This is a genomic window from Streptomyces sp. NRRL F-5755 (genome assembly GCF_001279365.1).
Taxonomy (GTDB): domain Bacteria; phylum Actinomycetota; class Actinomycetes; order Streptomycetales; family Streptomycetaceae; genus Streptomyces; species Streptomyces rimosus.
In genome coordinates this window covers 37,042-61,822 of the sequence record NZ_LGCW01000264.1, presented here as the reverse complement: position 1 = coordinate 61,822, position 24,781 = coordinate 37,042, and the positions used below count along the sequence as shown (strand labels likewise).

The following is a 24,781-nucleotide window of genomic DNA, read 5'->3' as shown; positions in this document are numbered from 1 at the left end:
TGGTTGCTCGATACGGCCAGGCAACCCGGCGACCACGAGGCCCTCGTCGCGATCGGCGGCTCACCCCCACGAACAGCGCAGGGCACGGCAAACGCCCCCCGGCTCGCCCCTGCGGCTACCGACGAGGAGCCGATGTGGGTGCTGCCGCTTCTCGTGAACATCGAACACGGCCCTGCCGGGGCGCTGCCCGAAGTCACGTACATGCGCTGTCGGAACTCGTGAACAGAGCCACCCCTGAGCCAGGGGCGACGACGAGAAGAGGGCTTGTCGTTGCCCCCGAAGGTCAATGGTCCGGCACCAGCCACTCGATCTGGACCCGGCCCGGGTCGAAGTAACTCTCGCCCGCCCGCCACGAGCCAGCGGGACGCCCCCGGCGCCCGGGCAGGATGGTGACCGTCATCAGGGCAGCGACGATTTCCGCCTTCCGGCTCACGTCATAACTTTCCCACGCCGCTCCCACGTCCGGAGTGCCCAGCGGGACAGAGGTGAGCACTGAACGTGGTGGCGGTGCCATCCGCGCTTCTACCGCGACGAGCCGTTCCCGGGTGCGGGCCGTGCCGGCCAGCATCTGTTCCCGTGTGATCAAGTCGTTGTCGTAGTCCTCGGTGTATCCGGTCAGCCGGGCCCGCAGGACCTCGGCTTCCAGCACGAGATCTGCATACGCAAAGCCATTGCCAGGCGGCGGCAGCACCAGGCAGGCTGCGTCCGGCCAGGACAGTCGATCAACAACCAGCCGCTCCACGTATGCGTCCAAGGGCTCCGCTGCCACGGTGACGTGCTTGCCGGTGTGGCAGCGGTACTTCGAAGACCAGGTCTGCTGCTGTTCCCGCGTGAGTTCTCGGCCTTCTCGCTTCACTTTGGCAACGCGCCGAGCAACTGTCTCACGCCCCCCGTTTCCCGCCGTGTTCCCCCCGAGGAAAGCTCCGCACCAGCACCGGTACAGGTTCGTCCCAAGCCATTTTCGAGCGTTGGAAGTAGAGGTCCGACGAGATGGGTCAGTCAGTATCGCTCGACATGCCTGCCAGAGCGGTTCGTCTACAAGGGGAGGCCAAGCGGCCCTTCCCACAATGACTCCGTTATGGTCGATCAATCCCGCATTGCGAGGCCGCAACAGTAGACCGCGCAGCCCCTTGTTTCCCCAGGAGCCAGCGACTGGTTCACTGCAGGTGCCGTCCGGATTCCGACGACGGCGCGGGACTGTGGTTACCCCTTCATCCTGCCAGTAACGGTTAATACCCCGCAGGGATTTCCTGGCTACGACAGCTCGGGTGGCCTGCTCGGTGTACCAGGCTTCCGATTTCGGGACGTTGTAAGCCTGGCTGCCACATACCCGGCACGTCCGGTCAGCGAGGAACCCTTCATGCCCCGGACAGTCCGGGCAAGCCAGCGTCCGTACGGTGGTCCCGTCTGCCTCGTATCCGAAAGGGCCGGGGGCCACCCCGGTAGGTGCCGTCCCGCAGGTTGTCCACCTGGGCATCGCGCACCCGCTCGGCGATTTCTTCTACTTCCTCCTGCGCGCTCACGGCCTTCCTCCGGGCTTCACCACGCCCTTCAGCCGTGTTCAGGTTCACCGCACCGCCTTTGACGTATTCGACCGCAACATCATGAGCTTGGAGGAGATCCAGCAAGTCGAATGCTGCGCGGTAATTCCGGTTCAGGCGCTTGTCGCTCACCGCGAGCACAGCATCGGCCTCGCCGGCCCGCAGCATTCACAGCAGCTCATCGTAATCAGAACGCTGTCGTCGTCCGGTACCAGTGATGTCGTTATCCACCAGCACAGCCACTACGTCCCACCCGCGGCGCTCAGCCAGGTCGCGGCAGGCCCGTTCCTGCCGGTTCACACCGTACTCCCGACTCTCCCGGTCACGGCTGATACGGCAGTAGATCACTGCCCGCCGCCTCACGACAGATGCCCTCTGTTGCAACCCATAGACAGAGTGTTCCCGCTAATCGTGTTGATCGCCAGGCTTCGTCAGGTCGGTGTCGGCACGTCCGATCTCCCACACGTCGATCTCGTTGAGCAGCGCGCACACCACCGCCGCGTCGTCGGGCGTCGCCGGTCGCACGGTCAGACCGGGTGGCGGGGTGCGAGGGGCGGTCGCGGTCATGCGACCACTGTCCGGATGCTGGCTTGGTGCCGCAACTGACTTTTCTCGTACGGGAGTTGTGCCTACGCGACACGAGAGTGACCGCCTCCGGCGTCACGCCACACCGCGCATGCTCGCCTCAGAAGCGCGCGGCAGGACAAGGTAGAACCATGACGTCATCACGATCACTCCTTTCCCGCCGCGCAGTTCTGGGGATGGCGGCGGCACTGGCTCCGTTGGCCGGATGCGCGAAGGACCGGGCGCCGGAATCCGCACCGCCCAGCGGTTCCCCCTCCCCCGCTTCCACCGGAAACGACCGTCACCCGCGCTTGGCCGCGTTGGAGCGGAAGTACGACGCACGGCTCGGGGTGTACGCCCTCGCCACCGGTACGGGAGCCACTGTCACCCACCGGGCGGACGAACGGTTCGCGTTCTGCTCGACGTTCAAGGGGCTGGCGGCAGCGGCGGTTCTGCACCGCCATCCGCTGTCGTACGTGAACACGGTGGTTACGTACACCGAAGCGGACTTGATGAAGCACTCCCCCGTCACGAGGAAGCATGTGGCGACAGGCATGACGATTCGCCAGTTGTGCGACGCGGCAATTCGCTTCAGTGACGGTACGGCAGGCAATCTGCTGCTGCGCGAAATCGGCGGGCCGGGAGAGCTGACGGCGTTCACCCGTGGCCTCGGCGACACGGTCACCCGGATGGACCGGATCGAACCGGCGATCACGGAAGCCACTCCAGGGGATCCGCGCGATACGACCTCTCCCCGGGCCTTCGGTACGGATTACCGGAAGGTCGTGCTGGGGGATGCCCTGGCCGCCGACAAACGCGCCTTCCTCCGCGACCTCATGGAACGCAACATGACTGGCGCGCGACGCATCCGGGCCGCCGTTCCGCGCGGATGGACCGTGGCCGACAAGACCGGCACCGGCGACTACGGGACGCTCAACGACATCGCCGTCGTGTGGCCCGCCAAGTCCGCTCCGCCGCTGCTCATCTCCATCATGTCGAGCAAATCCACCAAGGACGCCGCTTACGACCAGACACTTATCGCCGATGCCGCCGCATATGTGGTGGATACGCTCGGCTAGACGTGGAAGCGGGTCGTTTCCGCCAGTTCGGCGCGGGGGACGGTGATGTTGTTGACGGGCGCCGAGGTATCGGCGAATCCGAAGGAGACGCCGAAGAGAATCTTTCTGTCGCTGACAATGCCGAGTGATTCCCGGATGGTGTCGGCGTAGAAGCTCAGGAGCCCTTGTGGGCAACTGGCGATACCGTACGCGGTCAGGGCCAGCAGGAGCGTCTGCCCGTACATACCGACATCGGCGGCCATGCGTTCTTCCGCGTTCGGCGGCAGGAACAGCAGTGCCACGTGCGGCGCGCCGTAGAAGTTCAGGCTCTCGGCGTTGAACGCCTCGCGCCGCTCGTGGTCGTCACGGCCGATGCCCAGTGCGCCGTACATCGCGGCGCCCGCCTCGTGGCGCCGCTGCGCGTACGTACCGGTGTAGAGGTCGTCGCGGTAAGGGAAGTCCAGCGACATGCGCCGGTCCGTGTGCGCGGCGATCAGATCCTTGCCCAGGCGGTCCCTGGCCGCCCCGCTGACCACTTCCACGTGCCAGGGCTGGGTGTTGGAGTTGGAAGGGGCCGCACCGGCCAGGGAGAAGACGGCCCGGAGAGTGTCTTCGGGCACGGGGTCCGGCCGGAATGCGCGGGTCGCGCGGCGACCGCGTATCAGCTGCTCGGCGTAGTCCGGGAGGTGAGTGACGGTGGTGGCAGGCATGACAGTCTCGATTCGCGAGAGAACGGACCAATACGGAATGAGGGCGGTCGGGACTTACCGCTCCAGGTAGGAGTCGATGAGGCGGTCCGCCGCTTCTTTCAGCGCGGTCGCGGATTTCTCCGCCTCGTAGATCTGGGTGGTGACGCTGGCGCCCTCCACCAGCATTTGCAGCATGTAGGCAAGGGTGCGGTGGTCGCGTACGGGAAGCCGGGAGACCAGTTCGGCCAGCAGTTCCAGATACTCGGTCTTCAGTTCGTCGACGGCCACCCGCACCGGATGGCCGCGGTCGGGGAACTCGACGGACGCGTTCACCAGCGGGCAGCCCCGGTACCCGGGCGCGCTGATCTGCTCCGCTATTTCGGCGATGACATGGCGGAGCTGCCCCAGCGGGTCGTCCGGGCAGGCCGCGCGCGCGGTTTCCAGCCAGACGCGCGAAGGGACCGCCTTCGCTTTCACATAGGCGAGCGCGAGGCCGTCCTTGGACTCGAAGTTGCGGTAGATGCTCGGCTTTCCGACGCCCGAGCGTTCCGCGATCTCGGCCACGCCCGCCGAGCGAATGCCTTCCCGGTAGAAGAGGTCGCACGCGGTCTCCCACACACGCTGGCCGGCCGGCGAGTGCCGCGGTTGCCCGTCCGCCATCACAACTCCTCGAAATGGTCGCCGCGTTGCCGCCGACAGCGGAATCGGAGGCGGCACCGCACCCGTGCGTACCGATCGGTACGCATGCGACAGTACCGATCGGTACGCAGGGCGTCAAACCGCCGGTTACCGGCGGCCGGAAGCAGCGGCGAGTTGGGTGAGGTCCACGGAGTCCGCGCCCTGGTTCGGTACGGGAAGGAAGAGGCAGGCGGCGGCAACGGCCGCCAGTGCGGCGGCGAAGCAGACCATTCCCGTACGGCCTCGGGCCCAACGGGCCTTGAACCGTATCGGGTCCTCCACCAGGACTTTGGAAAGGAATCCGGCCGCGAGGGAGACGGGGACCAGGACCGCCGTACGGCCCCAGCCGCCGAATCCCAGGAATTTCTCGGAGAGCAGCAGATAGACCGGCCAGTGCCAGAGATAGAGGCTGTAGGAGATGCTGCCCAGCCATCGCAGGGGCCGGCTGCCCAGGAGACGGCCGGCCAGGCCGTCCGGGGCGTGCGCGAGAAGGGCGATGAGGAGGGCGGCGGCCAGGGCGTGGAGGAAGAGGCCGCCCCGGAAGAGGAAGGGCGAACTGGGGCCGTCGGTAAGGAACCAGTACGCCCCGAGGCCGCACACCAGAACGGCACAGAGGCCGCCGGCCAGCCGACCGGGCACCCTGGCCAGCAGGCGACGGGCCGGAGCGGTGGCCATCAGGGCGCCCAGCAGCAGCGAGAAGGCGCGGGTGTCGGTGCCCTCGTACACGCGCGTGGTGTCCGGACCGTGAGCGAGCGCGATCATGACCGCAAGGGAGATGACGGCGCCTGCGGCGGCGACCACCGGCACCAGACGGCGCGTGGCCCGACCCCGGGCGAGGACGGCGACCACCACCGGCCAGACCACGTAGAACTGCCACTCGACACCGATGCTCCACAGGTGGCTGAAGACGCGGGTGTCGGCGTCGTTCCAGTAGCCGACCTGCTCGCTGATGAAGTGCCAGTTCATCGCCTGGAGCGCGGCCCACGGGCCGTCCTCCAGGGCGAAGCCGAGCAGGTACGGCGGCCCCACGGCGACGAGGAGCAGCGTTACGGCGATCATCACCGTCAGTGCGGGCAGCAGGCGGCGTGCCCGGCGTTCCCAGAAGGCGGCGAGGTCGATGCTGCCCCGGCGGTCACCGGCCTCCTTGAGCAGCAGACCGGTGATCAGGAAGCCGGACAGGACGAAGAACAGGTCCACGCCGAGGAAGCCGCCGCCGAAGTGTCCGGCGTGGAAGAACAGGACGCCGAGAACGGCCAGGCCGCGCAGGCCGTCCAGGGGTGCGATGTGCCGGGCCGTCGGGCGCGGGCGGCGGCGTTGGCCGGAGCGGTGGGAGGGCGGCGTGGTCGTGGGCGTGGTCATCGGCATGTACGGGTCCTCGGGGCAGCAGGGAGCGTGGGAGACGGCGGCCGAGGGCGCTGCTCCGGCTGCTGGAGCAGCGCCCTCGACGCGTTGGCGGGCGATGTGGTCCGCTCACCGCCGTCGGTCCCGGTGCACCTCCGTACGTACGGACGCGGCACCCGGGCGACGGCGTACGGGCATCAGCCGCACTTGAGCTGGCCGTAGACCTTGGAACCGGTCCAGGGGCCCTTGGCCCACTTCTCCGGGGCCGCGGGGGTGAAGGAGTAGTGCCTGCTCAGCTGGCCCCCGAACCAGTTGGCGAAGGCCGCGGCGCCCTGCTGGCAGGTGTGGATGCCGTCCTGGCTGCGCTGGGCCTTGGCCGCGGTGCTGTCGGTGCCCCACAGGGCCGCGGCGTCGAAGAAGCGGGCCTGGCCCGCGTTCTTGGCGGCGGCGTCCTGGGCCGCCTTGGGCGCGGACTTGATGGCGGCCTCGTGGCTCTTGTAGAAGTCGTCGATCTTGAAAGGCGGCGCGGAGACGATGACGAGTTCGGCGCCGGCGTCCTTCGCGACCTTGGCGAGGTGCTCGTACGAGCTGGTCTGCTGGGCGGCGGTGCCCCAGTCGTACGTGGTGACCTGGTAGGCGATGACATCCGGGTGGAAGGTTTTGACCGTGTTGGCCAGTTCCTTGTAGGTGTCCTCGGCGAACTTGGCGGTCGGGCCTTCGCCCTTGACGACCGTACCGCCGCCCGCGGAAGCGATGGACTTGAATTCCGCGCCGCCCGCCTTGACGGCGGCTTCGAGGGCGGGCGCTTCGGCCTCGGCGATCGAGTCGCCCATCCAGAGCAGCTTCGAGAGCGGCTTTCCGCCGTTCTTCCCGGCGGGCGGGGCGGAAGCGGCGGAGTCGGCGTTGTCGCCGTTGCCGGACACCGAGTTGCCGCAGCCGGTGAGGGCGACGAGGGACACGCCCGCGATCAGAAGGGCCCCGGCGGCCAGTGCGGGGCGCCCGCGCCGCCCGGGACGGCGCGGGGAAGCGGCGGGGGCGGGGAACTGCTGCTGCGATGATGACGGGCTGTCCGCGATGTGCTTGCTGTGCATGTTGTCGAGGTAAGCACGGCGCACGGCCCGTGCGGGGGCCTGTCATTCTCCGGTCACATACCGCGGAAATCTCCGTCATACGGCGGTCACGGGGCGGCGGAATTCCGGCTCAGAAGGCCCGTCGGAAGCGCGCTCGGCCTGCTGTAGGGGACGTGTCACCCCTACGCGCCGGAGAACTTCTCCGCGCGGTCCCGGTGCCAGTCCGCCACCAGCTTTCCCTGAGCGGGGCTGATGGCCGATCCGAGCATCCGGCTCAGGCGCTCGACCTCTTCCGCGAGGCGCAGGTGCACGCGCCGCGCGTGCTCACGGCAGGCCAGGCACGTGACACGGTCCGGGCGCGGCGAGGTCATCGCATAGGGAACCCGCAGCCCGCATCCGGTGGTGACCCGGCTCGGCAGGTCGCCGGCCAGGCCGAACGTGGCGGCCAGCATCGTGCGGGCAGCGGCATCACCGTGCACCACCTCCGACTCGACATGGATGTGCGGATCGTTCCCTGTCACGGTGTTCCCCCCGGTGCGACGACTCGGCTCAGATCGCCCCCAGCGCCGTCATCATGCCGAGCCCGTCCGAGACGACCCAGTATTCGGCGAAACGGCCGTCGACGACGCGGAAGATGTCCTGCCCGGCGAAGGAGACGCGGGTGCCGGGCTCGGCGGTGGCGCCGGGGATGCCGCCACGGTACGAGCCGTGGAAGGTCCAGTGCGCGGCCACCAGACCGTCGCCGATGACCGGGCCGACGTCGAGGGTGTTGCGGATATCGGTGAAGTACGCGTGCGACCGGCGGATCTGGTCGGCCGCGCCCTTCGGCCCGTGCACGTCCATGGTGGGCCAGTGGCCCACGAAGTCGGGGGTGAAGATCTCCTCGGCCACCGCGAAATCGCCGTGCCAGAGATCGAAGAGCCAGCGGCGGTAGAGCGTTTCGACGACGTTCATACCGCCATTTTGTGTACGCGTACGCAACGGGTCAACCACCGGCGGCCGGACGCGCCGCGCAACGCTGCGGCAGCGTCGCCGTCAGCGCCGTCACCAGCGTGGCGAGATCGTCGGCGAGGTGGCCGCGGCGGTCCGGGGACAGCCAGTACGGGCGCAGCGCGGCCACCGTGGGATACCGCTCGGCATCGGCCTCGGCGGGCAGGCCGACCTGGTACGGAGAGCGCCCCTCGGGATGCGCGGCGTGCTGCGCGAGGTCGCCGAGGACGAAGTTCCAGACGATCCGGTTGGCCGTGGCCGCCTCCTCCAGCGACAGGCCGCAGGCCCGCCAGGCGGCGTAGATCTCCTCCAGCAGCCACAGGACCGAGGGAGCCATCAGGTCGCCGCGGGCCAGTACGTCCACGATCCAGGGCCGGGCCGCCAGCTCGTCGCGCTGCCAGGTCAGCAGCGCCAGGAGGCGGGCCCGGGGCTCGTCGGGCAGGGCGGGCCGGGGCAGATCGGTCACGATGCGGTCCAGAAGCAGCACGAGGAGTTCGTCCTTGTCCCGTACGTGCCGGTAGATGCTCATCGGGGAGCTGCCCAGCGCCTCGGCGACCCGGCGCATGGTCAGCGCCGCGCTGCCTTCCTTGGTGACGACGTCGAGGGCCGCTTCGATGATCCGGTCACGGGAGAGGCGGGCCGGCCGTCCCCGGCGCCCCGGCCCCCGCCCGGTGGCCGCGCTCCGTTCCGTACCTGCTGTGCTGTGGTCGCTCACGGGAGCAGTGTGGCATTGGGGGGCGGCGGGGCCGGTTCGCGAGGAGACGGCCTACGGGCGGCGGCGGGCGGCGTACGCAGGGGGACCGCTGGTCGGTCTCCGGATCCGCAGGCACGTTTCCTCTGTCCGGGAGACGATCACGCCCCCACGGACTCTCCGGCCTGGCGTTCCGCCGCCCGCTGGGCCAGTTCGGACCAGTTGTCCGAGCAGGCACGGGCCAGTTCGGCGACGGTGCGCCGGCAGTCCGCCGGAATGTCCGCGGTGATCCTCTCCCACTCCTGGGGGCTGACCGCGTGGATGCCGAGCAGCCGCAGCAGGGTGCGGCCGGTGTCGCTGTACCGCAGCGCCGGATCGCCCTTGAGGCGCCGCACGGTCCTGCTCCGGTCCGCCGCGGGCATCCGTACGGGCGTCACCGCACCGGCGCTCCCCCGGCGCCGGCCGGCGGGCCGTCCGGGGCCCCGCTGTCCACCGCGCTGGCCGCGCGGGCCACTGCGCCGTCCCGCGAGCAGAGGTTCCTCGCCGCGTCGGATCCGGTTGCGTACGTCGCGCGCGGTTTCCGGTGAGATGCCCGTCGCCCGGGCGATCTGACGGAGCGAGAGGTCGGGGTTCTCGGCGATGAGGTCACCGGCCAGCTTGCGGCCCTCGGCGCCGTCGAGCGGCCGGAACCGGCCGTCCTGGCCGACGCGTCCGCGCTCCGGCGTCGCGCCGCCCGGCATCTTCCGGCGGACCTTGGCCACCGTGGCCGGGGCCAGGCCGACGATCGCGGCGATCATCCGGTTGGACCAGGTGGCATGCGAGGTGATGATGCGTTCGGCCGCGCGCTTGCGGTCCGCCTTGGTCAGCGGCAGTCCGTGGGCGCTGTTGGACTCGACGGCGAGGACGAAGGCGTCCGCCTCGTCACCGTCGAAGAACCGGACCGGAATGGTCTCCTGGCCGCGCCGCAGGGCCGCGCGCAGCCGGTGCATGCCGTCGATGACCCGCATCGTGTCCCGGTGGACGACGATGGGCGGCAGCGGTCCGTCGGCCACGGCCAGCAATTCGACGTGCTCCGCACTCTCTCCCGCGATCCTCGGCGAATCACTCACCGACAGGGCATTGATTTCGACCTCGGCGACCGTGTTCAAGTCGACCTGCGACTCCCCGGGTTCCAAAGCTTCCCTCCTAGGCTCGCGTTCGCCGTTGACTGCCTTTGTTCCGGAGTACCGGACGGCTTACGGCCCGCCCCCTCTTTCCGGGGAGGGCCGACGGCGGCGGACGGTGTTTCGCCTTGCGTCTGCGGATTGCGGAGCAGCGGAGGAAAGGATTCGCACGGTACGGCGCGTCCGCGTCGGGCCCGGTCCCCCGCTTCGGCACTGCTCGGCGCGGCGGGCCGGAAACCGGCGGCCCGTCCCCAAGCCGATGGCCCGCCGCCGCGCCGCCACGGCCGGTCGTCGCCGGTCGGCCGTGGGTGCCCGGCGACTCCGGCCGGCGCCGGTGCGGATTCCGTACCGTGCGCTCCTGGCTCGAAGTCGCCGTCGTAGTGATGATGCTGAGGCGGCCGACCGGGCCCGGGAAGAGGGCCATTGTCCAGGTTTTGTCCAGCACTTGTCCGGCCTGCTCAGCCCGGGTACGGGCCTGGGGCCCGGACAATTCCACGAGGTTTGTTCGGAAGGAATTCCCTGAGACAAGTGTGAGAACGCGCGCGGGAAGACGGCTGCTACGGGGGCCGGTTACGGAAGCGGGCCCGGGCAACCGGCCGTTGCGCGGGGCGGCAGGTCCGCCCCGCGCATTGCCCGGCCCTCTCCCCTACTGGCCGCGGGCGCCGAACACCTGCGTCCAGGTCGGTCCGCCGGACCCTTCGTGGGTGCCTATGCCGATTTCCTTGAAAGCGCAGTTGAGGATGTTCGCCCGGTGGCCGGGGCTGTTCATCCAGCTGTTCATCACCTCGGCGGCGGACCGCTGCCCCCGGGCGATGTTCTCCCCGTACGTACTCCACTGGTATCCGGCGGCCTTGATCCGGCCGCCCGGGTCCGTGCCGTCCGGACTGGTGTGGTCGAAGTAATTGCGCGCGTCCATGTCCTGCGAATGGCGCCGGGCCGCGGTGTCGAGCTGGCTGTTGCCCCGTACGGGCGCGCAGCCCTGCTTGGCGCGTTCGGTGTTGACCAGAGCGGTGACCTGCTGCGCGAACGGCGACTGGCCGCTCGCGGAACCGCCGGCCGGAGCGGGCGCGGCGGACGACGGGCGCGGGGCCGGGGCGGCCGATTCCGTGGGGGTCCGCTTCTTCCTGGGCGTGTGCGGCTCCTTGGAAGGGGAGGCCGGAGCGGACGGAGTGGGCGTCGGGCTGTGGCTCTTCCCGGAGGGCGAAGGGCTCGCGGAAGGGCTGCGCGGCGGCTGCCCCGCCAGCGGCGCCGACTCGGGCTCGGTGGCGGCGCGGGTGGCACCGGGTTCCTCGTCCGGTCCGGAAGTGATCAGCGGGAGGACGCCGCCCACGGTGGCGAGGGCGGCGGCAGCCACGGCGGCCGCGGTGACGGCGCGCCGGCGGCGGACACGGCGGCTCTCGCGCAGCGCGTCACGGAGTTGCGCGCGTCCACCGGCCGCGGTGGGGCCGCCGCCCACCGAGGGAGCTGCCGACCCTCCTGCCGCCGGGGCCATGGCGGGCTGCTGGGTGGTCGCGCCCGCGAGGACCGGGGACTCCAGGGTGTCCGGCGCGAGCGCGGCGGCCAGCGGCACCAGCGCGAGGCCGACGAGCAGCTTGTCCGCGGGCACCAGTCCTGAGGAGAAGGAGGAGCAGACCGTGCACTCGCGGGCGTGCCGCGCGATGCGCTTACGCCACAGCGCGGAGGGCACGCCGTCCCACTGCTCGACGACGGTTTCCAGCAGCACGCACCGCGGGTTCGCGGACAGCGCGCGCACCACCACGCGGGAGGCTTCGAGCTGGGTCTTCATACGCTGGACCCGTACGGCCGTGTGCTGGGGCGAAAGCTCCATGGCCGTGGCGACCTCGGCGCGGGTCAGTTCACCGGCCGCCTCCAGCCACCACAGCGACAGCAGGGCCCGGTCGGTCTCGTCCAGCCAGCGGGTGGCTTCGGCGACCTCGCGGCGCTGCCCGGACAGGCCGAGGCGGACGATGGTCAGCCCGACGAAGTCGGCGCGGGGGTCGGCGACGTCGTAAGCGGCGTCCAGGCCACCGTCCACGGGTGCGGCCTGGTCCTGGCGCCAGTGCGCGCGTATCTGGTTCATCGTGATGGCCACCAGCCAGGACCGGAAACTGCCCGGATCGCGCAGTTCCCCGAGGCCGGCGAGGGCCCGGAGCATCGTCTCCTGCGCCACGTCGTCCACGTCCGCGTGGCCGTGCAGCGCGCGTCCCACGATGTTGTACACCAGGGGCATGGACTCGGTGACGAGCCGGTCCCTGGCCTGCCCGTCCCCGGTCTGGGCGGCGGCGATCACCGCAGGGTCGAGTTCGCTGCTCACGCTGTGTCCACTCTCTTTCGACTAGGGCCTCTTGCGTCCCACACCCAGGAGATGCTGCGGCGACCGGGCGGATAACAGAAATCGAGCAACCGTCCGCGGAAATCGTACGGAGCAGCGATGCGGTGGGGGTGGCGGGTCCTGCCGTACGGGCCGCCCGAGGCGGCGGACGTCGCCCGTACCGGGCCTGTGACCAGGGACGCAGCGGCGAAGCCGGAGGCGGGTCCCGCCTCTTCACCGGCGGCGCATCAGCACAACACCGGCGAATTTTTCCCGTGCGGCACGCATCCTTCAGTCTGTCTCCCGCGTCTCACGAGCGAGCCACTTCCTCATGTGGCCGTACTACAGGTACAATTGGAGAATTTGCATTGAAAACTGGCATTAAGGGCGTACGTCGTCTGTCCGCGACGGCCGTCACCGCCGCGGGTGCCGTGCTGATGGCCGGAGCGTTCGCCGCTCCGGCACAGGCCGCGGCACCCGGGGCCGCCACCTTGCGGGCCGCGGCGACCAAGGCCGCCGAGCAGGCCCGGGCGACGGCCGGCACGCCCAAGGCGCCCACGATCACCGCGGCGGGCGGGTTCGTGATGAACAACGCCACCGGCGCGGCCGCGTTCACCAAGGCGGCGGACTCGCGCCGTTCCATGGGGTCCACGACCAAAATCATGACCGCGCAGGTGGTGCTGTCGCAGCGCAACCTCAACCTGGACGCCCAGGTCACGGTCGACAAGGCGTACAGCGACTACATCGTCTCCAAGACCGCCTCGTCGGCCGGCCTGATCGTCGGGGACAAGGTCACCGTCCGCCAGCTGCTGTACGCGCTGATGCTCCCGTCCGGCTGCGACGCGGCGTACGCGCTCGCCGACAAGTTCGGCAGCGGGTCCACTCGGGCGGCGCGGGTGCAGTCGTTCATCGGCCAGATGAACACCACGGCCAAGAACCTCGGCCTGAACAACACCCACTTCGACTCGTTCGACGGCATCGGCAACGGCGCGAACTACTCGACGCCGCGCGACCTGACGAAGCTGGCCTCCAACGCGATGAAGAACGCCACGTTCCGCACCGTCGTGGGGACCAAGTCGACCAAGCAGAAGGTCACCACGAAGACCGGCGGCTACCGCTACATGTCGTGGACCAACACCAACAACCTGCTGGGCAGCTACGCCGGCACCATCGGCGTCAAGACCGGTTCGGGCCCGGAGGCCAAGTACTGCCTGGTCTTCGCCGCCACCCGGAACGGCAAGACCGTCATCGGTACGGTCCTGGCCTCCAGCTCGGTGGCCAACCGCACCGCCGACGCGAAGAAGCTGCTGGACTACGGCTTCGCGAAGTAGCGGACGGCAGGGGCCTGCCCGCGGCATCCGGCCGCGGGCAGGCCCTTGTTGTTGCCGGGGAGCGGTGGCGCGCGGACTCTTCTCCTGCCGTCGGTCCGGGAGGTTACGGCTGTTGAGTGCCGAATCGGGGTGCAGAAGTCTTCAGGTCGACACGGTGGAATACCGCATTCCCCGGGCCGTCACGGGTCTCTAGCGTCATAGCCATGACCCAATCTCTGCGAACGCTGAGACCGCCGTCCCTGTCACCCCGCCGCCGCGGGCTGCCGGCCCTCGTCTGGACGGTCGGCCTGCTGCTCAAGATGCTGGGTCGAGGTGTGGCCGACGATGGCCGACACCACCGGCCCGGAGCGCAGGCGCAGCCAGGTGAAGACCGGCAGGACGAGGACGCAGCCGACGACCATCACGAACACGGACACATACCAGTGGCGTCCGGGATACTGCCCACCCATCAGGAGCGTGGACAGGTGCCACAGCACGAAGGCGGCGCCGGTGCCCCCGTACGCCCACACCAGGCGCGCTCCCTTGCCGCGCCCGGCGAGATGCGGGAAGAGACAGCCCTGCCGGCCCAGTTCCTCGCCGAAGAACAGGGGCAGCGGGGAATGACCGGCTGGCCCGGCTGGACAGCCACCGGCGCGTTCGTCGCCTTCCTCGCACTGACGGGGCGGCTGCGGCCGGTGCGGTACGGGGAGCAGCGGGGTGCCGGAACGGCGGGCGCCGTCACTGATCGGTGGCGGGTGAGCCGGACACCACTCGACAGCTGGAAACGGCGGGAGGGGTGGCCGCCGTGGGGGTGGCCGCCGTGGGGATGGCCGCCGTGGGGATGGCCGCCGTGGGGATGGCCGCCGTATGCGTGGCGGAAACTGCCGTGGCGGCGGATTTTGCGCGTTCCTCCTCGTAATTCGTCCAGTCCGCTGGCGGCCATGTCGCCGTGCGGGCCGCCAGCGCCTTGTCGATGCTTTCCCGCAGCCCCTCTCCGAAGAAGTCGGAAACCTGGCGCACCAGTTTCAGCGCCTCGATGGTGCCGGAAGTCAGGGGCCTGGCCATGCGGTCGGTGCCGCCCGGCACACTGCGCGGCGAGATATGCGCGCTGTTCGTCGCCCGCAGCGCGTGCGCGTGCAGACCGGCGCAGGCGTAGCCGATCGCCAGGGCGATCCGCCGCACCGCGTCGTCCGCACCGCGCGACAACTCCCCGGCGCCGAGAAGTGTCTGATGGGGGCTGCCGGGGCCTTCGTCCCCGTCCGCCGTGCGGGGCGGCAGCTTCTTCTCCTCGGCGACGAGCAGCCGGTGCGCCCGTTCCATGACGGCTGCCACAAAGGCCAGTTCTTCCAGGTCGATGGACTGGGTCATGGTGATCCTCCCCTGCCGTGTGCGTTACAACGGCACCGTAGGATCGGCCGGTCCCATACATGACCCGATCCGGCAAAAGCAGACCCATTGGAGTTACGGGCCGGGCTGCCTCCGGTATGTCAATCCTTACGTCAGTGCGCGATGGAGTCGATCAGGTCGCGCGCCCCCTGGCGCAGCAGGGCGACCGCGACGGACGTGCCCAGGGTCGCCGGGTCGAGCGGCCCGGCCCACTCGTGGGCGTTGAGCACGGTCTTGCCGTCCGGGGTGAAGACGCAGGCCCGCAGCGACAGTTCTCCGTTGCGCTCGGTCTTCGCGTAGCCGGCGATCGGCGAGTTGCAGTGCCCCTGGAGGACGTGGAGGAACATCCGCTCGGCCGTCGCCTCCCGGAAGGCATCCCGGTCACCGAGCGCGCTGACCGCGTCGATAGTGCCGGTGTCGTCCTCACGGCACTGCAAGGCCAGGATTCCGGCGCCGATGGGCGGGCACAACGTGTCGGCCGGCAGGACCTCGGTGATGACCTCGCGCCGGCCGATGCGCTCCAGCCCGGACACGGCGAGCAGCAGGGCGTCGGCGTCCCCGGCGTGGAGCTTCTCCAGCCGGCGGTTGGCGTTGCCGCGCATCGGTACGCAGGTGAGGTGCGGATAGGAAGCGGCGAGCTGCGCGATCCGGCGGACGGAGGAGGTGCCGATGCGCGTACCGGCGGGCAGCCGGTCGAGGGTGAGACCGCCGGGGTGGATGAGCGCGTCGCGGATGTCGTCGCGCTTGAGGAACGCGGCGAAGGTCGTGCCGGCGGGCAGCGGCCGGTCGGCCGGCACATCCTTGACGCAGTGCACCGCGAGGTCCGCCTCCCCGGCCAGCAGCGCGGCGTCCACCTCCTTGGTGAAGGCCCCCTTGCCGCCCAGCTGGGACAGATCACCCATCCAGCGGTCACCGGAGGTGGTGACGGGCACCACCTCGGTACGGGTCGCCGGGTACCGGGCGGTCAGTTCGGCTCGTACGCGCTCCACCTGAGCGAGTGCCATGGGCGAGGAACGCGAGACGATGCGGATCAGTTCTGGGGCGGGCATGGCGTACACCATAGGGCGTGGGGTGGGGCCGGGGTGCGGTCACTTGGACGCGGGGCGGCACATCGCCCCTCATAGGGCGTCGCTTCGGGCGCGCTCGTCCCGGTGGTGATGTCCGGGCGGGATGCCGGGTGGTGATGTCCGGTGGGGACATCGGGGGCGCGTCCCGAAGCGGGTGGCGGAGCGCGGCGTCACCCCGTTCGCCCGCCCCGGCGTGCGGACCGGCGAGGGCTGGGTCAAGGTCATCTCGTCAGGTCCACCTACATCATCTTCAGGAGAGTCACATGCTTCGTAACGTCGCGATCACCCTCGCCGGTGTCACGGCGGCCGGATTCCTGGCCGCCGGGCCCGCTGCCGCAGACCCGCACGGCGGCGGTGCCGCGGGCGGCGCGTACGGCTCCGGCGCCTACGCGTCGCAGAACACGCTCGGCGGATACCGCCACTACAACGTCGGCGGCCCCTCGGGTGTCACCGCCACCGGCGCCGAATACGCCCACAGCAAGGCCGCCGGCGAGTTCGACTACGGCCGCTACTTCAAGGCCGTCTGGCACTGAGCCCGGTCCCGCTCGCGTCGGTACGCCCGACGGTTGCGCCCCGCGTCCGTGCTACGGCGCGGGGGCGCGTCCGTGCCGTCCGGGCCCGCCGACGGCCCCGTGGCAGCAGCCGGCCGTCACCCCTCCCCTTCTCGCACACACGTCGATGCCCGTCATCGAGGCATCGCGACGGCGGTCGCTGCCACGCACGAAGCCGGTGCCACGGGCCCGGCGCTCCGTGGCGGACGACGGAACGCAGACAGCACGGCCCCCTGCCGGCAGCACGCGGGCAGGGGGCCGTGCTGGTGTCTGTGGTGGCTTGGACGTCCGGCGTCAGCTGTGGCTCGTCTCCGGGGTCTCCAGGACGAAGACCGGGATCTCTCGGTCGGTCTTCTTCTGGTAGTCGGCGTAGTCGGGGAACGCCTCGACCGCGCGCCCCCACCACAGGGCCTTCTCCTCGCCCGTCACCTCACGGGCCACCAGGTCCGTGCGGACCGGGCCGTCCTGGAGTTCCACGCGGGGGTCCGCCACGACGTTGTGGTACCAGACGGGGTGCTTGGGGGCGCCGCCCAGGGAGGCGACCACGGCGTAGGTACCCTCGTGTTCCACCCGCATCAGCGGCGTCTTGCGGATCTTGCCCGACTTGGCGCCCCGGGTCGTCAGGACGATGACGGGCAGGCCGCGCATCGTCGTTCCCTTGGTGCCGCCGCTGCTCTCGTACAGCTCGACCTGGTCGCGTACCCACTTCTCCGGGCTCGGCTCGTACTCGCCCTCAAGTGGCATGGCATCCGTCCCATCGTCGTCGTCCATGGTGCTTCGGTGTCCTACGGTCCCGGCCCCGGCCCACCGGACCGTCCGCGACCGACCTGACCCTTTCTCAACACGAGGGGCCTACGCAATCATCCCGGCGGGTGTCGTGGCTGGTGACGGGCTTGAGACGGGGGTGGCCGACGGTGGCGGGCGGCTGGGGCGGGCCGGTGAGGGGCCGTTAGGGTCGTGGGCATGGTGACGCCGGTGATACGCGCGGAGACATGGGACGGGACGACTGTCGACGCCCCCTCCGAGGAGAAGCTGTTCGATCTGCTCAGCGAGATGAACCTGCGGCACCGGTTCGTGATCGTGGACCGGCTCGACCGCGGGCAGCCGGGTCAGTACTACATGCAGGTCTATCTGAACGACGACATGAGCTGTCAGGTGGAATACCGGGACGGCGGGCCCGCCCGGCACTTCCAGGCGCATGTCCCCGGCCCGTTCGACCACCGGGGTCACGAGGTCGTGGCGTCCGTACTGACGGCCTGGGCTGCCGACCGGCCCGGCTGGCGGGAAGCGCTGGACTGGACGCCGCGTCACTGAGCCGGGTCCCAGGCGTGCCGGGCGCTCCGCATCCCACCGCCCTCCCCTTCTATCGACCCGGCGCGCCCGCTCCTGCCATCGCCGCCTTGTGCTGACGGCCTGCCAGGCGGGAGCCGGATTCCCGGCGGGTTGTCCTGCGAAGGAGGGGGACGGCCAGGAGGAAGCCGGCGATGGTCCATATGGTGAGTATCAGGGCGACCATGGGGAGTTCCCAGGAACCCGTCGGCTCCGCGGCCAGTGCGCTGTCGGGGAGGAGTGCTGACCGCAGGCCCTGTGCCATCCACTTGAGGGGGAACAGGGACGCTATCTGCTGCACGATGTGGGGCATGCGGGTGATGGGGAACATCGTTCCGGAGGTCACGAGCAGCGCCATGGCGGGCAGCATGATCAGGGCGAGCGCTTCGCGGGGGTTGGGCAGGACGGCGCCTATGGCCGCGCCGAGCGGTACGACCGCGAGCAGACCCAGGCCGGTGACCCAGACCAGGGTGAGCCACTGGGCGGGGGTGGCCGGCAGCGGGCCGTCGGCCAGCAGCGCGCCGGCCGTGAGCAGCAGCACGAGGGTGCCGACGGCCAGGCCGAGGATCAGCAGCGCCTTCGCCACCAGGTACGCCGGTATGCCGCCCGGTGTGGCGCGCAGCCGCAGGAGTACGCCCTCCTCGCGCTCGGTGACGAGCATCTGCGGGATGTTCAGCACGCCGAGCTGGAAGAGCAGATAGGCGGCGAATCCGGCCATCATCAGGTGGCCCATGGGCAGCTCCGTGCCGGGCACGGAGTCGCTGATCGTCACGGCGAGCACGATCGCCACGACGATGTTGACGAGATGGCCGCTCAGCTCCTTTTTCGTGCGCAGGAGCTGGCGCAGTTCGATGCCCCCGCGCCGGGCCCCCGCCCGCAGATATCGCTGCGGTCCCGTCCCCCTCATGCGGCCTCGTCCTCTCGGTTGCGTGCGTTCGCCGGGTGTGCGTGTCGGTTCTCGGCGTTGACCATGTGCAGGTAGGTGTCCTCCAGCGTCGGGCGGCGCACCTCCAGGTCGGCTATCGGTCCCCCGGCCTCGCGGTGCAGTTCCCACACCAGCTGGGAGGGGTCGTCGGTACGTTCCCGTCGCGGCGTCCCGTCCCCGTCCGTCCAGCGCACCTCCGCACGCGCCGCGGCCTGGCGGGCCAGTTCGGCCGGGCTGCCGCAGACCCGTATGCGGCCGTCGACCAGCACGGCGATACGGTCGGCGAGGCGTTCGGCCTCGATCAGGTCATGGGTGGTGAGCAGGACCGTGACGCCTTCGTCGCGGGCCAGTTTCTCGACCAGGACGTGGAAGTCATGGCGCGCCTCCGGGTCGAAGCCGGTGGTGGGCTCGTCGAGGAAGAGGAGTTCGGGACGGCCGACGATGCCGAGGGCGACGTCGAGGCGGCGGCGCTGGCCGCCGGAGAGCCGGCTCACCTGCTGGTCCGCCTGGCCGGTCAGGCCGACGAGTTCGAGCAGCGCGACGGGGTCGCGCGGGTCGGGGTAGTACTCGGCGAAGTGGCCCAGGAGTTCGCCGACCCGCCATCTGGCGTGGTCGCGCCAGGACTGCAGGACGAGGCCGAGCCGTCCGCGCCACGCGTCGTCGCCGCGCACCGGGTCCGTGCCGAGGACGCGGACCTCGCCGGACGAGCGCCGGCGGAAACCTTCGAGGATTTCGACGGTGGTGGTCTTCCCGGCGCCGTTCGGGCCGAGCAGGGCGAAGATCTCACCGCGGTGGATGTCGAGGTCGACGCCCTGGAGCACGTCTCTGGAGCCGTAGGACATCCGCAGGTCGCGGACCCGTACGACGGGTTCGGTCACGGTCACCGGCGGGCCTCCGTACGCGTCGAGGCGGATTCCGTCCCCGCGGCACCGCTACGCCCGCCCGCCCCGGAGTCCGCGTGGGCCGAAACCGTTTCGGACCCGGACGCCGACGCGCTGCCCGGTGGCGGGCTCTTGGTGGCGCCTTCGACGATCGCGCGCAGGGCCGCCACGTGCCCCTCGAACGCGCTCCTGCCCCGGTCGGTGAGCCGGACCTTCGTACGGCGCTTGCGCCCGCCGCCCTCCTTCCGGATTTCCAGGTATGCGGCTTCCTCCAGCGTGTGGAGCTGCTTGGAGAGCGCCGAGTCGCTGAGCGAGAGGCTGTCCCGGATGAAGGGGAAGTCGGCCCATTCGGTGGCGGCGAGCAGGGCGACCACCGAGAGCCGCGTGGACGGGTGGATCAGTTCGTCGAATCCGGAAGGGGTGCTCATCGGCCGCTCCCGTCGTAGTTGCGTACGGGGGCGAAGGCCCACCGGTTGGCGGGCGCCGTGACGAGCAGGAAGAGACCGGCGCACACGGTGGCCTGCACCAGGCTGCCGTAGGCCAGATCGGCCCACTCGACGAGCCAGCCGGTGACCAGGATGCTGCTTCCGCCCGCTATGGCGCTCGCGAAGAACACGGCGGTCGTACGCCAGGTGTAGCGCGATCGGTGCAGTCGCATGCGGGACTTGCGGGCGGCCCGTACGCCCATGGCTCCCAGCGCGGCCACATACGCGGCGAGCACCACCCAGACGGCCCACCCGGGCAGGTCGAGTCCGCTGACCGCGACGAAGACCCACATGGCGGCGGCGACCGGCAGGTAGGACCGCCATCCGTTCCCGGAGCAGCGCTCCAGTTCGTCGTAGACCCGCTCCTGCGGGACGCGGATCCGTTGCAGATCCGCCCAAGCGCGTTCGGCGTCGACCGGTGCGCTCATGCCCATCGCCTCCCCAAGACGTTGACGTGCCGAATCGGAATGCCTCGGCAGCCAACCCCGCACCGCCGACTTTCCCACCAGGAAAGTTAGCGCAGACTTTCCTGTCGGGCAAGTCAAAAGTCGATACGGCGCGAAAGGGGCCGCCCAGCACCGCTCTCAGGCGATCCAGTGCGGGCGGCGGTTCGTGAACGAGGAGGTCAGGCCGTCGGCGAGGGTGGCGGCCATGCGGTGTACGGCCTCGCGAAGGGTCTCGGGCGGGGTCGTGTAGGGGATGCGGAGGCGCTGCTCGAAGATGCCCGGGTCGGTGGCGAAGTAGGCGCCCCCTTCGATCCGTACGCCGTAGTCGAGCGCCCGCTCGGCCAGCGCGGCGGCGACAGGCTCGCCCAGGTCCACCCAGAGGGACAGGCCGCCGGGCGGCAGGTGCCAGGTCCATTGCGGGAGGTGTTCGGCCAAGGCGGAGGTCAGGGCGGCGCGCTGACGGCGCGACTGTTCCAGGCGCTGGGGCAGCAGTTCCTCGGAGCGGTCCAGCAGGTCGAGGGCCAGGAGCTGGTCCAGGACCGAGCCGCCCATGTCGGTGGCAACCCGCTGACCGGCGAGTTCGGTGACGAGCCGGGCCGGGGCGCGCAGCCAGCCGATGCGCAGGCCCGCCCAGTGGGTCTTGCTCATCGAGCCGGTGACGATGACCTGGCCGGTGCCGCCCGGCGCGGCGTGGCAGGCGAAGGGCGGCGGGGCGGGTACGTCGAGGGCGAGTTCGGTCAGGGTCTCGTCGATGACCAGCCAGGTGCCGGAGCGTTGCGCGGCGCGCAGGGTGCGGGCGCGCTGCCGCTCGGGCATCAGGCAGCCGGTGGGGTTGTGGAAGTCGGGGATCAGGTAGGCCAGCCGGGGCGCCGCGTGGCGCAGGGTCGCCTCGATGGTCCCGGTGTCCCAGCCGGTGTCGGTCACGGGGACCGGCACGGTGCGCAGCCGGGCGCGCCGGATGGCCTCCAGGGCGTTCGGGTAGGACGGGTTCTCGACCATGATCCGGTCGCCGGGCCGGGCCAGCAGTCCGAGGACGAGGGTGAGCGCGTGCTGCGCCCCGGAAGTCACCAGGATCTGTTCGGGCACGGTGGCCAGGCCCCGCCGGGTGAAGCGTTCGGCGATGGCGGCGCGCAGTTCCGGCAGGCCGTAGGGGTGGTAGCCGGGGGTGTCGACGTGTTCGGCCAGTTGCGGGGAGACCCGGGCGAGGGCGTCGGTGAGCGTCTGCCGGGGCAGGTTGGGAGCGGCCCTGGCCAGGTCGATCGCGGTGTCGTGCGGGCCGAGGAGCCGCGCGACGCCCCGGGGCGCCCGCCCTTCGGGGAGGGCGGTCCAGGTGCCGGAGCCCTGGCGGCTGTGCGCGTAACCGCTCTCGCGCAGCAGGTCGTAGACGGCGGTGACGGTGGCGCGGCTGGTGTTCAGGGCCGTGGCCAGCTCCCGTTCGGCGGGGAGTCGGACGTGCAGGGCGATGCGTCCGTCCAGGATCAGCGTGCTGATCGCCTGGGCCAGGTGGCGATAGGCAGGGCGGGCCTCCGCCGGATCGGGCAGCAGCGCGGCCAGTTGCCGGCTTCCCAGGGTTCGGTCCGTGCGCCCGCCCCCGTGCGCGGGCTGAGTCCGATTCGTATGCGCCATGCCACTCCCCTGGCCGTCCCGGACCACGCCGTCCCTCTGGTGTCAGCCGGCTCGCGCCGTACCACTCCCCGCGAATTGGCCATGTTCTCCAGGCCAATCACTGTACAGAGTCACCCCAATGGCCTCGCAGGCGTACCAGCGCACCGGCGAGCAACGGACGAGTGGAGGCGGTCGGCCCATGCGGCAGGGACACACGGAAGAGGTCCTGTACGAGTGCGCGGAGCGGCGCGGTTACGAGAACGGGCCCGTCGGAAACCGGGCGCCCCTGCCCGCCGAATCGCGGACCGGCCCGCCGGGGCCTTCCTCCCGGCTGCCGCCGCTCACCTACCTCCCCCTCACCGAGCGCCCCCTGTGGCGACTGCCCCAGCTGTTCATCGGCCTCGCCCTCTACGGGTTCAGCCTTTCGCTCATGGTGCGGGCCTCGCTGGGCGTCAATCCCTGGAGCGTGCTGTACGACGGGCTGGCCCGCCGCACGCCGCTGAGCTTCGGCATGATCAGTGCCGTCGTGGGCGTCCTCGTGCTGTTGCTGTGGATTCCGCTCCGGCAGCGGCCGACGTTCGGCACCTTCGCCAATGTCGTCGTGCTGGCGTGCTCGTCCGACCTCGGCCTTCGGCTCCTGCCCGAGTACTTCGGGCTGCCCGCGCGGATCGGGCTGCTCGGCGGCGGTGTCCTCCTCAACGGCCTGGCCGTCGCCGTCTACGTGGGCGCGCGTTTCGGTCCCGGCCCCCGGGACGGCCTGATGACCGGAGCGGCTGCCGCGACCGGGCGCTCGCTCCGGGCCGTCCGTACGCTGATCGAGGTCGCCGTGCTGGCCGTGGGATGGGGGCTCGGCGGGAGCGTGGGGGCCGGGACCGTGCTGTACGCGTTGGCGGTCGGCCCGGTGACCCAGTTCTTCGTGCCCTGGTTCGCGTGCCGGAACGCCGCCGAGCGGCGGAGTCTGCCGCGCCGGAGGTGTCGCGGCGCCCGTCGGCGGATACACCGGTTCTCCGTACGTGGATGATCAACGACCGGGCCGTACGCGCGCCCCGCGCCCCTCAGGAGACACGGTATGAGCAACGAACCGACCATGCGCACGATCACGCAGGACTCGCTCGGCGGCCCCGAGGTGCTGTACCTCACCCAGGTGCCCCGGCCCGCGCCGCTGCCCACCGAGGTGCTCGTCCGGGTGCACTCCGCCGGGGTGAACCCGGTCGACTGGAAGACCCGGCAGGGCGGCGGCATGGCGCAGGTCCTCGGGGATCCGCCGTTCCGTGTGGGCTGGGACGTCAGCGGCGTCGTGGAGGAGGTCGGCTTCGGTGTGCACACGGTCGGGGTGGGCGACGAGGTGTACGGGATGCCGTGGTTCCCGCGGCAGGCCGGCGCGTACGGCGAGTACGTGACCGCGCCTTCGCGGCAGTTCGCCCGCAAGCCCGCCGCGCTCGACCACGACCACGCGGCCGGCGTACCGCTGGCCGCGCTCACGGCCTGGCAGTCCCTGGTGGACGCGGCGCGCGTCGAGGCGGGGCAGCGGGTGCTGATCCATGCGGCTGCGGGCGGTGTCGGGCACTTCGCGGTGCAGTTCGCCAAGCATCTGGGCGCGCAGGTCATCGGTACGGCCCGGACGGCGAAGCACGACTGGCTGCGCTCGCTCGGCGCGGACGAGCTGGTCGACTACACCAAGGAGCGTTTCGAGGAGGCGGTACGGGACGTCGATGTCGTCATCGACCTGGTGGGCGACGAGCATGAGGAGACCAGCACGCGTTCCCTGCGGACGCTGCGGCGCGGCGGCACGCTCATCGCCGTCCCCTCCGGTGCCTCGCCCGGCCTCATGGAGAAGGCCCGCGCCCAGGGGCTGCGGGCGAGCGGCTTCCTGGTGGAGCCGGACGGCGCGGCGCTCACCCGTATCGGTGACCTCATCGACCAAGGGGCGGTGTCGGTCGAGGTCGAGGACGTACTGCCGCTGGCCGAGGCCGGTGAGGCGCACCGGCGGGGCGAAGAGGGCCGTACTCGGGGGAAGCTCGTGCTGCGGGTCGCCTCGTAAGGGCGCGCGGCCGCCGCCCGCCGGGGATAACAGCGATTGCCTTATTCCATCGCGTTTTTACGCGGACAGCGGGTCCGCAGGCATCATCCGACCGGTTATTCCGGAAACGGAATGTGCTGCGTACCCGGCCGGCCGCGGAAGCGGCGGCTTTACGCGTCGACCCACTCGTGCGACTGGGCCTGCTTGAGGAGGCGCTGGCGGGCCTGGAGGATCTGCTCGCCGGTCATGCTCGGAACGCCCGTCACGAGGAGTTCGGTCACCTCGTCGAGAAACTCCTGTGCGGAGAGCGTGTCGCAGAGCACGCCGTCCTCGAAAGGCCCGTCGGAAAGCGGGTTCTGGGAGCGGTGCGAGCCGCCGGAGCGGCCGGGGGCGCCTTCCAGGAACCGTACGTTGGACGCCTTGGGCCCTCGGTCGCCCTCGTCCACCAGGAATTCGACCTTGACGCCGGGAGCCATCAGTCCCTTGTCGAATTCGAGGTCGTTGACGTGCACGAAGACGTCTTCTCCGCCGTGGTCGGGAACGACGAATCCGTAGCCGCGTACCTCGTCGAACCTGATGACCTTGCCCGAAACCATCACAGTGCCCCAAACCCCAATTCCACAACTGCCCGCAATTTCGCATGCACCCGCCGCCGCAGGGGCGGCGCCGTTCCCGCCGGG

Annotated in this window: 28 protein-coding genes and 2 pseudogenes; 7 read left to right on the top strand and 23 right to left on the bottom strand. The window is 70.5% G+C overall.

All coding sequences use genetic code 11. From position 1 onward, the window contains the following. On the top strand, positions 1–222 hold a 222-nt coding region (locus ADK86_RS44630; RefSeq protein ID WP_234345974.1), incomplete at its 5' end, for a hypothetical protein. Positions 223–283: 61 nt separating this feature from the next. Here ADK86_RS44630 and ADK86_RS44625 read toward each other — a convergent pair. The 4 genes and pseudogenes from ADK86_RS44625 to ADK86_RS42465 all read right to left on the bottom strand — a co-directional run bounded on the left by ADK86_RS44625 (position 284) and on the right by ADK86_RS42465 (position 2,108). Then, on the bottom strand, positions 284–856 hold the full coding sequence (locus tag ADK86_RS44625) for a hypothetical protein (protein WP_234345973.1): 573 nt from the start codon (positions 854–856) through the stop codon (positions 284–286). 153 nt (positions 857–1,009) lie between these two features. After that, a pseudogene (locus tag ADK86_RS45695) lies at positions 1,010–1,477 on the bottom strand (recombinase family protein); the annotation flags it as partial. Continuing rightward, positions 1,359–1,889 (bottom strand): annotated as a pseudogene (locus ADK86_RS41235) (recombinase family protein). The pseudogenes ADK86_RS45695 and ADK86_RS41235, both read right to left, overlap by 119 nt. A 57-nt stretch (positions 1,890–1,946) precedes the next feature. Beyond that, positions 1,947–2,108 carry a hypothetical protein gene (locus ADK86_RS42465; RefSeq protein ID WP_420718877.1) on the bottom strand — a complete coding sequence of 54 codons (162 nt, stop codon included), beginning with the start codon at positions 2,106–2,108 and terminating at the stop codon, positions 1,947–1,949. A 149-nt stretch (positions 2,109–2,257) separates the two neighbouring features. Between ADK86_RS42465 and bla the strand changes: the two genes are divergently transcribed. Then, positions 2,258–3,184: a class A beta-lactamase gene (gene bla, locus ADK86_RS23175; RefSeq protein ID WP_053698311.1), complete on the top strand. Its 927-nt coding sequence runs from the start codon at positions 2,258–2,260 to the stop codon at positions 3,182–3,184. On the opposite strand, the gene ADK86_RS23170 is transcribed toward bla, so the two are convergent. The 9 genes from ADK86_RS23170 to ADK86_RS23130 all read right to left on the bottom strand — a co-directional run bounded on the left by ADK86_RS23170 (position 3,181) and on the right by ADK86_RS23130 (position 12,099). Then, positions 3,181–3,873 (bottom strand): nitroreductase, encoded by a 693-nt coding sequence (locus ADK86_RS23170; RefSeq protein WP_053698310.1) that lies wholly within the window; start codon positions 3,871–3,873, stop codon positions 3,181–3,183. The two genes, bla and ADK86_RS23170, sit on opposite strands and share 4 nt — an antisense overlap. 54 nt (positions 3,874–3,927) lie before the next feature. Beyond that, positions 3,928–4,512, bottom strand: coding sequence for a TetR/AcrR family transcriptional regulator (locus ADK86_RS23165; RefSeq protein WP_053698309.1), 585 nt, complete (start codon positions 4,510–4,512; stop codon positions 3,928–3,930). 126 nt (positions 4,513–4,638) lie between these two features. Next, on the bottom strand, positions 4,639–5,895 hold the full coding sequence (locus ADK86_RS23160; protein WP_078952201.1) for an acyltransferase family protein: 1,257 nt from the start codon (positions 5,893–5,895) through the stop codon (positions 4,639–4,641). 173 nt (positions 5,896–6,068) lie between these two features. After that, entirely contained in the window at positions 6,069–6,962 is an 894-nt protein-coding gene (locus tag ADK86_RS23155; RefSeq protein ID WP_234345972.1) for an SGNH hydrolase domain-containing protein, read from the bottom strand. A gap of 161 nt (positions 6,963–7,123) precedes the next feature. Continuing rightward, positions 7,124–7,462, bottom strand: a complete 339-nt coding sequence (locus ADK86_RS23150) for a hypothetical protein (protein ID WP_053698308.1) — start codon at positions 7,460–7,462, stop codon at positions 7,124–7,126. Positions 7,463–7,490: 28 nt separating this feature from the next. Next, on the bottom strand, positions 7,491–7,895 hold the full coding sequence (locus ADK86_RS23145) for an ester cyclase (protein WP_053698307.1): 405 nt from the start codon (positions 7,893–7,895) through the stop codon (positions 7,491–7,493). 31 nt (positions 7,896–7,926) lie between these two features. Beyond that, the gene (locus ADK86_RS23140) at positions 7,927–8,646 is read right to left on the bottom strand and encodes a TetR/AcrR family transcriptional regulator (RefSeq protein ID WP_053698306.1); all 720 of its coding nucleotides are present in this window, start codon (positions 8,644–8,646) and stop codon (positions 7,927–7,929) included. 137 nt (positions 8,647–8,783) lie between these two features. Beyond that, the gene (locus ADK86_RS23135; RefSeq protein WP_053698305.1) at positions 8,784–9,797 is read right to left on the bottom strand and encodes a ParB/RepB/Spo0J family partition protein; all 1,014 of its coding nucleotides are present in this window, start codon (positions 9,795–9,797) and stop codon (positions 8,784–8,786) included. Positions 9,798–10,431: 634 nt separating this feature from the next. Next, a complete protein-coding gene (locus tag ADK86_RS23130) occupies positions 10,432–12,099 on the bottom strand; it encodes a sigma-70 family RNA polymerase sigma factor (RefSeq protein WP_053698304.1) in 1,668 nt (555 codons plus the stop codon). A gap of 365 nt (positions 12,100–12,464) precedes the next feature. Between ADK86_RS23130 and ADK86_RS23125 the strand changes: the two genes are divergently transcribed. Next, positions 12,465–13,427, top strand: a complete 963-nt coding sequence (locus ADK86_RS23125) for a D-alanyl-D-alanine carboxypeptidase family protein (protein ID WP_078952200.1) — start codon at positions 12,465–12,467, stop codon at positions 13,425–13,427. A gap of 242 nt (positions 13,428–13,669) precedes the next feature. Here the strand turns inward: ADK86_RS23125 and ADK86_RS41225 are convergent, their stop codons facing one another. The 3 genes from ADK86_RS41225 to hemC all read right to left on the bottom strand — a co-directional run bounded on the left by ADK86_RS41225 (position 13,670) and on the right by hemC (position 15,841). Then, positions 13,670–13,996 carry a type II CAAX prenyl endopeptidase Rce1 family protein gene (locus ADK86_RS41225; RefSeq protein ID WP_234345975.1) on the bottom strand — a complete coding sequence of 109 codons (327 nt, stop codon included), beginning with the start codon at positions 13,994–13,996 and terminating at the stop codon, positions 13,670–13,672. Between the two features lie 148 nt (positions 13,997–14,144). Further along, positions 14,145–14,774 carry a hypothetical protein gene (locus tag ADK86_RS42455; RefSeq protein ID WP_053698302.1) on the bottom strand — a complete coding sequence of 210 codons (630 nt, stop codon included), beginning with the start codon at positions 14,772–14,774 and terminating at the stop codon, positions 14,145–14,147. 131 nt (positions 14,775–14,905) lie between these two features. Beyond that, positions 14,906–15,841 (bottom strand): hydroxymethylbilane synthase, encoded by a 936-nt coding sequence (gene hemC / locus ADK86_RS23110; RefSeq protein WP_053698319.1) that lies wholly within the window; start codon positions 15,839–15,841, stop codon positions 14,906–14,908. A gap of 281 nt (positions 15,842–16,122) precedes the next feature. Here hemC and ADK86_RS23105 point away from each other — a divergent pair, with 281 nt between their 5' ends. Continuing rightward, complete coding sequence (locus ADK86_RS23105; RefSeq protein ID WP_063760909.1) at positions 16,123–16,392, top strand: hypothetical protein; 270 nt, start codon at positions 16,123–16,125, stop codon at positions 16,390–16,392. A gap of 312 nt (positions 16,393–16,704) precedes the next feature. On the opposite strand, the gene ADK86_RS23100 is transcribed toward ADK86_RS23105, so the two are convergent. After that, entirely contained in the window at positions 16,705–17,154 is a 450-nt protein-coding gene (locus ADK86_RS23100; protein ID WP_053698318.1) for a nitroreductase family deazaflavin-dependent oxidoreductase, read from the bottom strand. Between the two features lie 219 nt (positions 17,155–17,373). On the opposite strand from ADK86_RS23100, the gene ADK86_RS23095 reads away from it, so the two are divergent. Further along, positions 17,374–17,724 (top strand): hypothetical protein, encoded by a 351-nt coding sequence (locus ADK86_RS23095; RefSeq protein ID WP_053698301.1) that lies wholly within the window; start codon positions 17,374–17,376, stop codon positions 17,722–17,724. A gap of 49 nt (positions 17,725–17,773) precedes the next feature. On the opposite strand, the gene ADK86_RS23090 is transcribed toward ADK86_RS23095, so the two are convergent. The 5 genes from ADK86_RS23090 to ADK86_RS23070 all read right to left on the bottom strand — a co-directional run bounded on the left by ADK86_RS23090 (position 17,774) and on the right by ADK86_RS23070 (position 22,102). Next, positions 17,774–18,646 (bottom strand): ABC transporter permease, encoded by an 873-nt coding sequence (locus ADK86_RS23090; protein WP_053698300.1) that lies wholly within the window; start codon positions 18,644–18,646, stop codon positions 17,774–17,776. Beyond that, entirely contained in the window at positions 18,643–19,506 is an 864-nt protein-coding gene (locus tag ADK86_RS23085) for an ABC transporter ATP-binding protein (protein ID WP_053698317.1), read from the bottom strand. Before ADK86_RS23085 ends, ADK86_RS23090 begins: the two co-directional genes overlap by 4 nt. A 38-nt stretch (positions 19,507–19,544) precedes the next feature. After that, positions 19,545–19,973, bottom strand: coding sequence for a transcriptional regulator (locus ADK86_RS23080; RefSeq protein WP_053698299.1), 429 nt, complete (start codon positions 19,971–19,973; stop codon positions 19,545–19,547). Then, complete coding sequence (locus ADK86_RS23075) at positions 19,970–20,458, bottom strand: hypothetical protein (RefSeq protein WP_053698316.1); 489 nt, start codon at positions 20,456–20,458, stop codon at positions 19,970–19,972. Before ADK86_RS23075 ends, ADK86_RS23080 begins: the two co-directional genes overlap by 4 nt. Positions 20,459–20,614: 156 nt before the next feature. Continuing rightward, entirely contained in the window at positions 20,615–22,102 is a 1,488-nt protein-coding gene (locus tag ADK86_RS23070; protein ID WP_053698298.1) for a PLP-dependent aminotransferase family protein, read from the bottom strand. Between the two features lie 178 nt (positions 22,103–22,280). Between ADK86_RS23070 and ADK86_RS23065 the strand changes: the two genes are divergently transcribed. Both ADK86_RS23065 and ADK86_RS23060 read left to right on the top strand, forming a co-directional pair. Continuing rightward, the gene (locus ADK86_RS23065) at positions 22,281–23,102 is read left to right on the top strand and encodes a YczE/YyaS/YitT family protein (protein WP_053698297.1); all 822 of its coding nucleotides are present in this window, start codon (positions 22,281–22,283) and stop codon (positions 23,100–23,102) included. Between the two features lie 48 nt (positions 23,103–23,150). Continuing rightward, positions 23,151–24,122 (top strand): NADP-dependent oxidoreductase, encoded by a 972-nt coding sequence (locus ADK86_RS23060; protein WP_053698296.1) that lies wholly within the window; start codon positions 23,151–23,153, stop codon positions 24,120–24,122. A 149-nt stretch (positions 24,123–24,271) separates the two neighbouring features. Here the strand turns inward: ADK86_RS23060 and ADK86_RS23055 are convergent, their stop codons facing one another. Continuing rightward, the gene (locus tag ADK86_RS23055) at positions 24,272–24,697 is read right to left on the bottom strand and encodes a cold-shock protein (protein ID WP_030593870.1); all 426 of its coding nucleotides are present in this window, start codon (positions 24,695–24,697) and stop codon (positions 24,272–24,274) included. Positions 24,698–24,781: the final 84 nt, after the last annotated feature.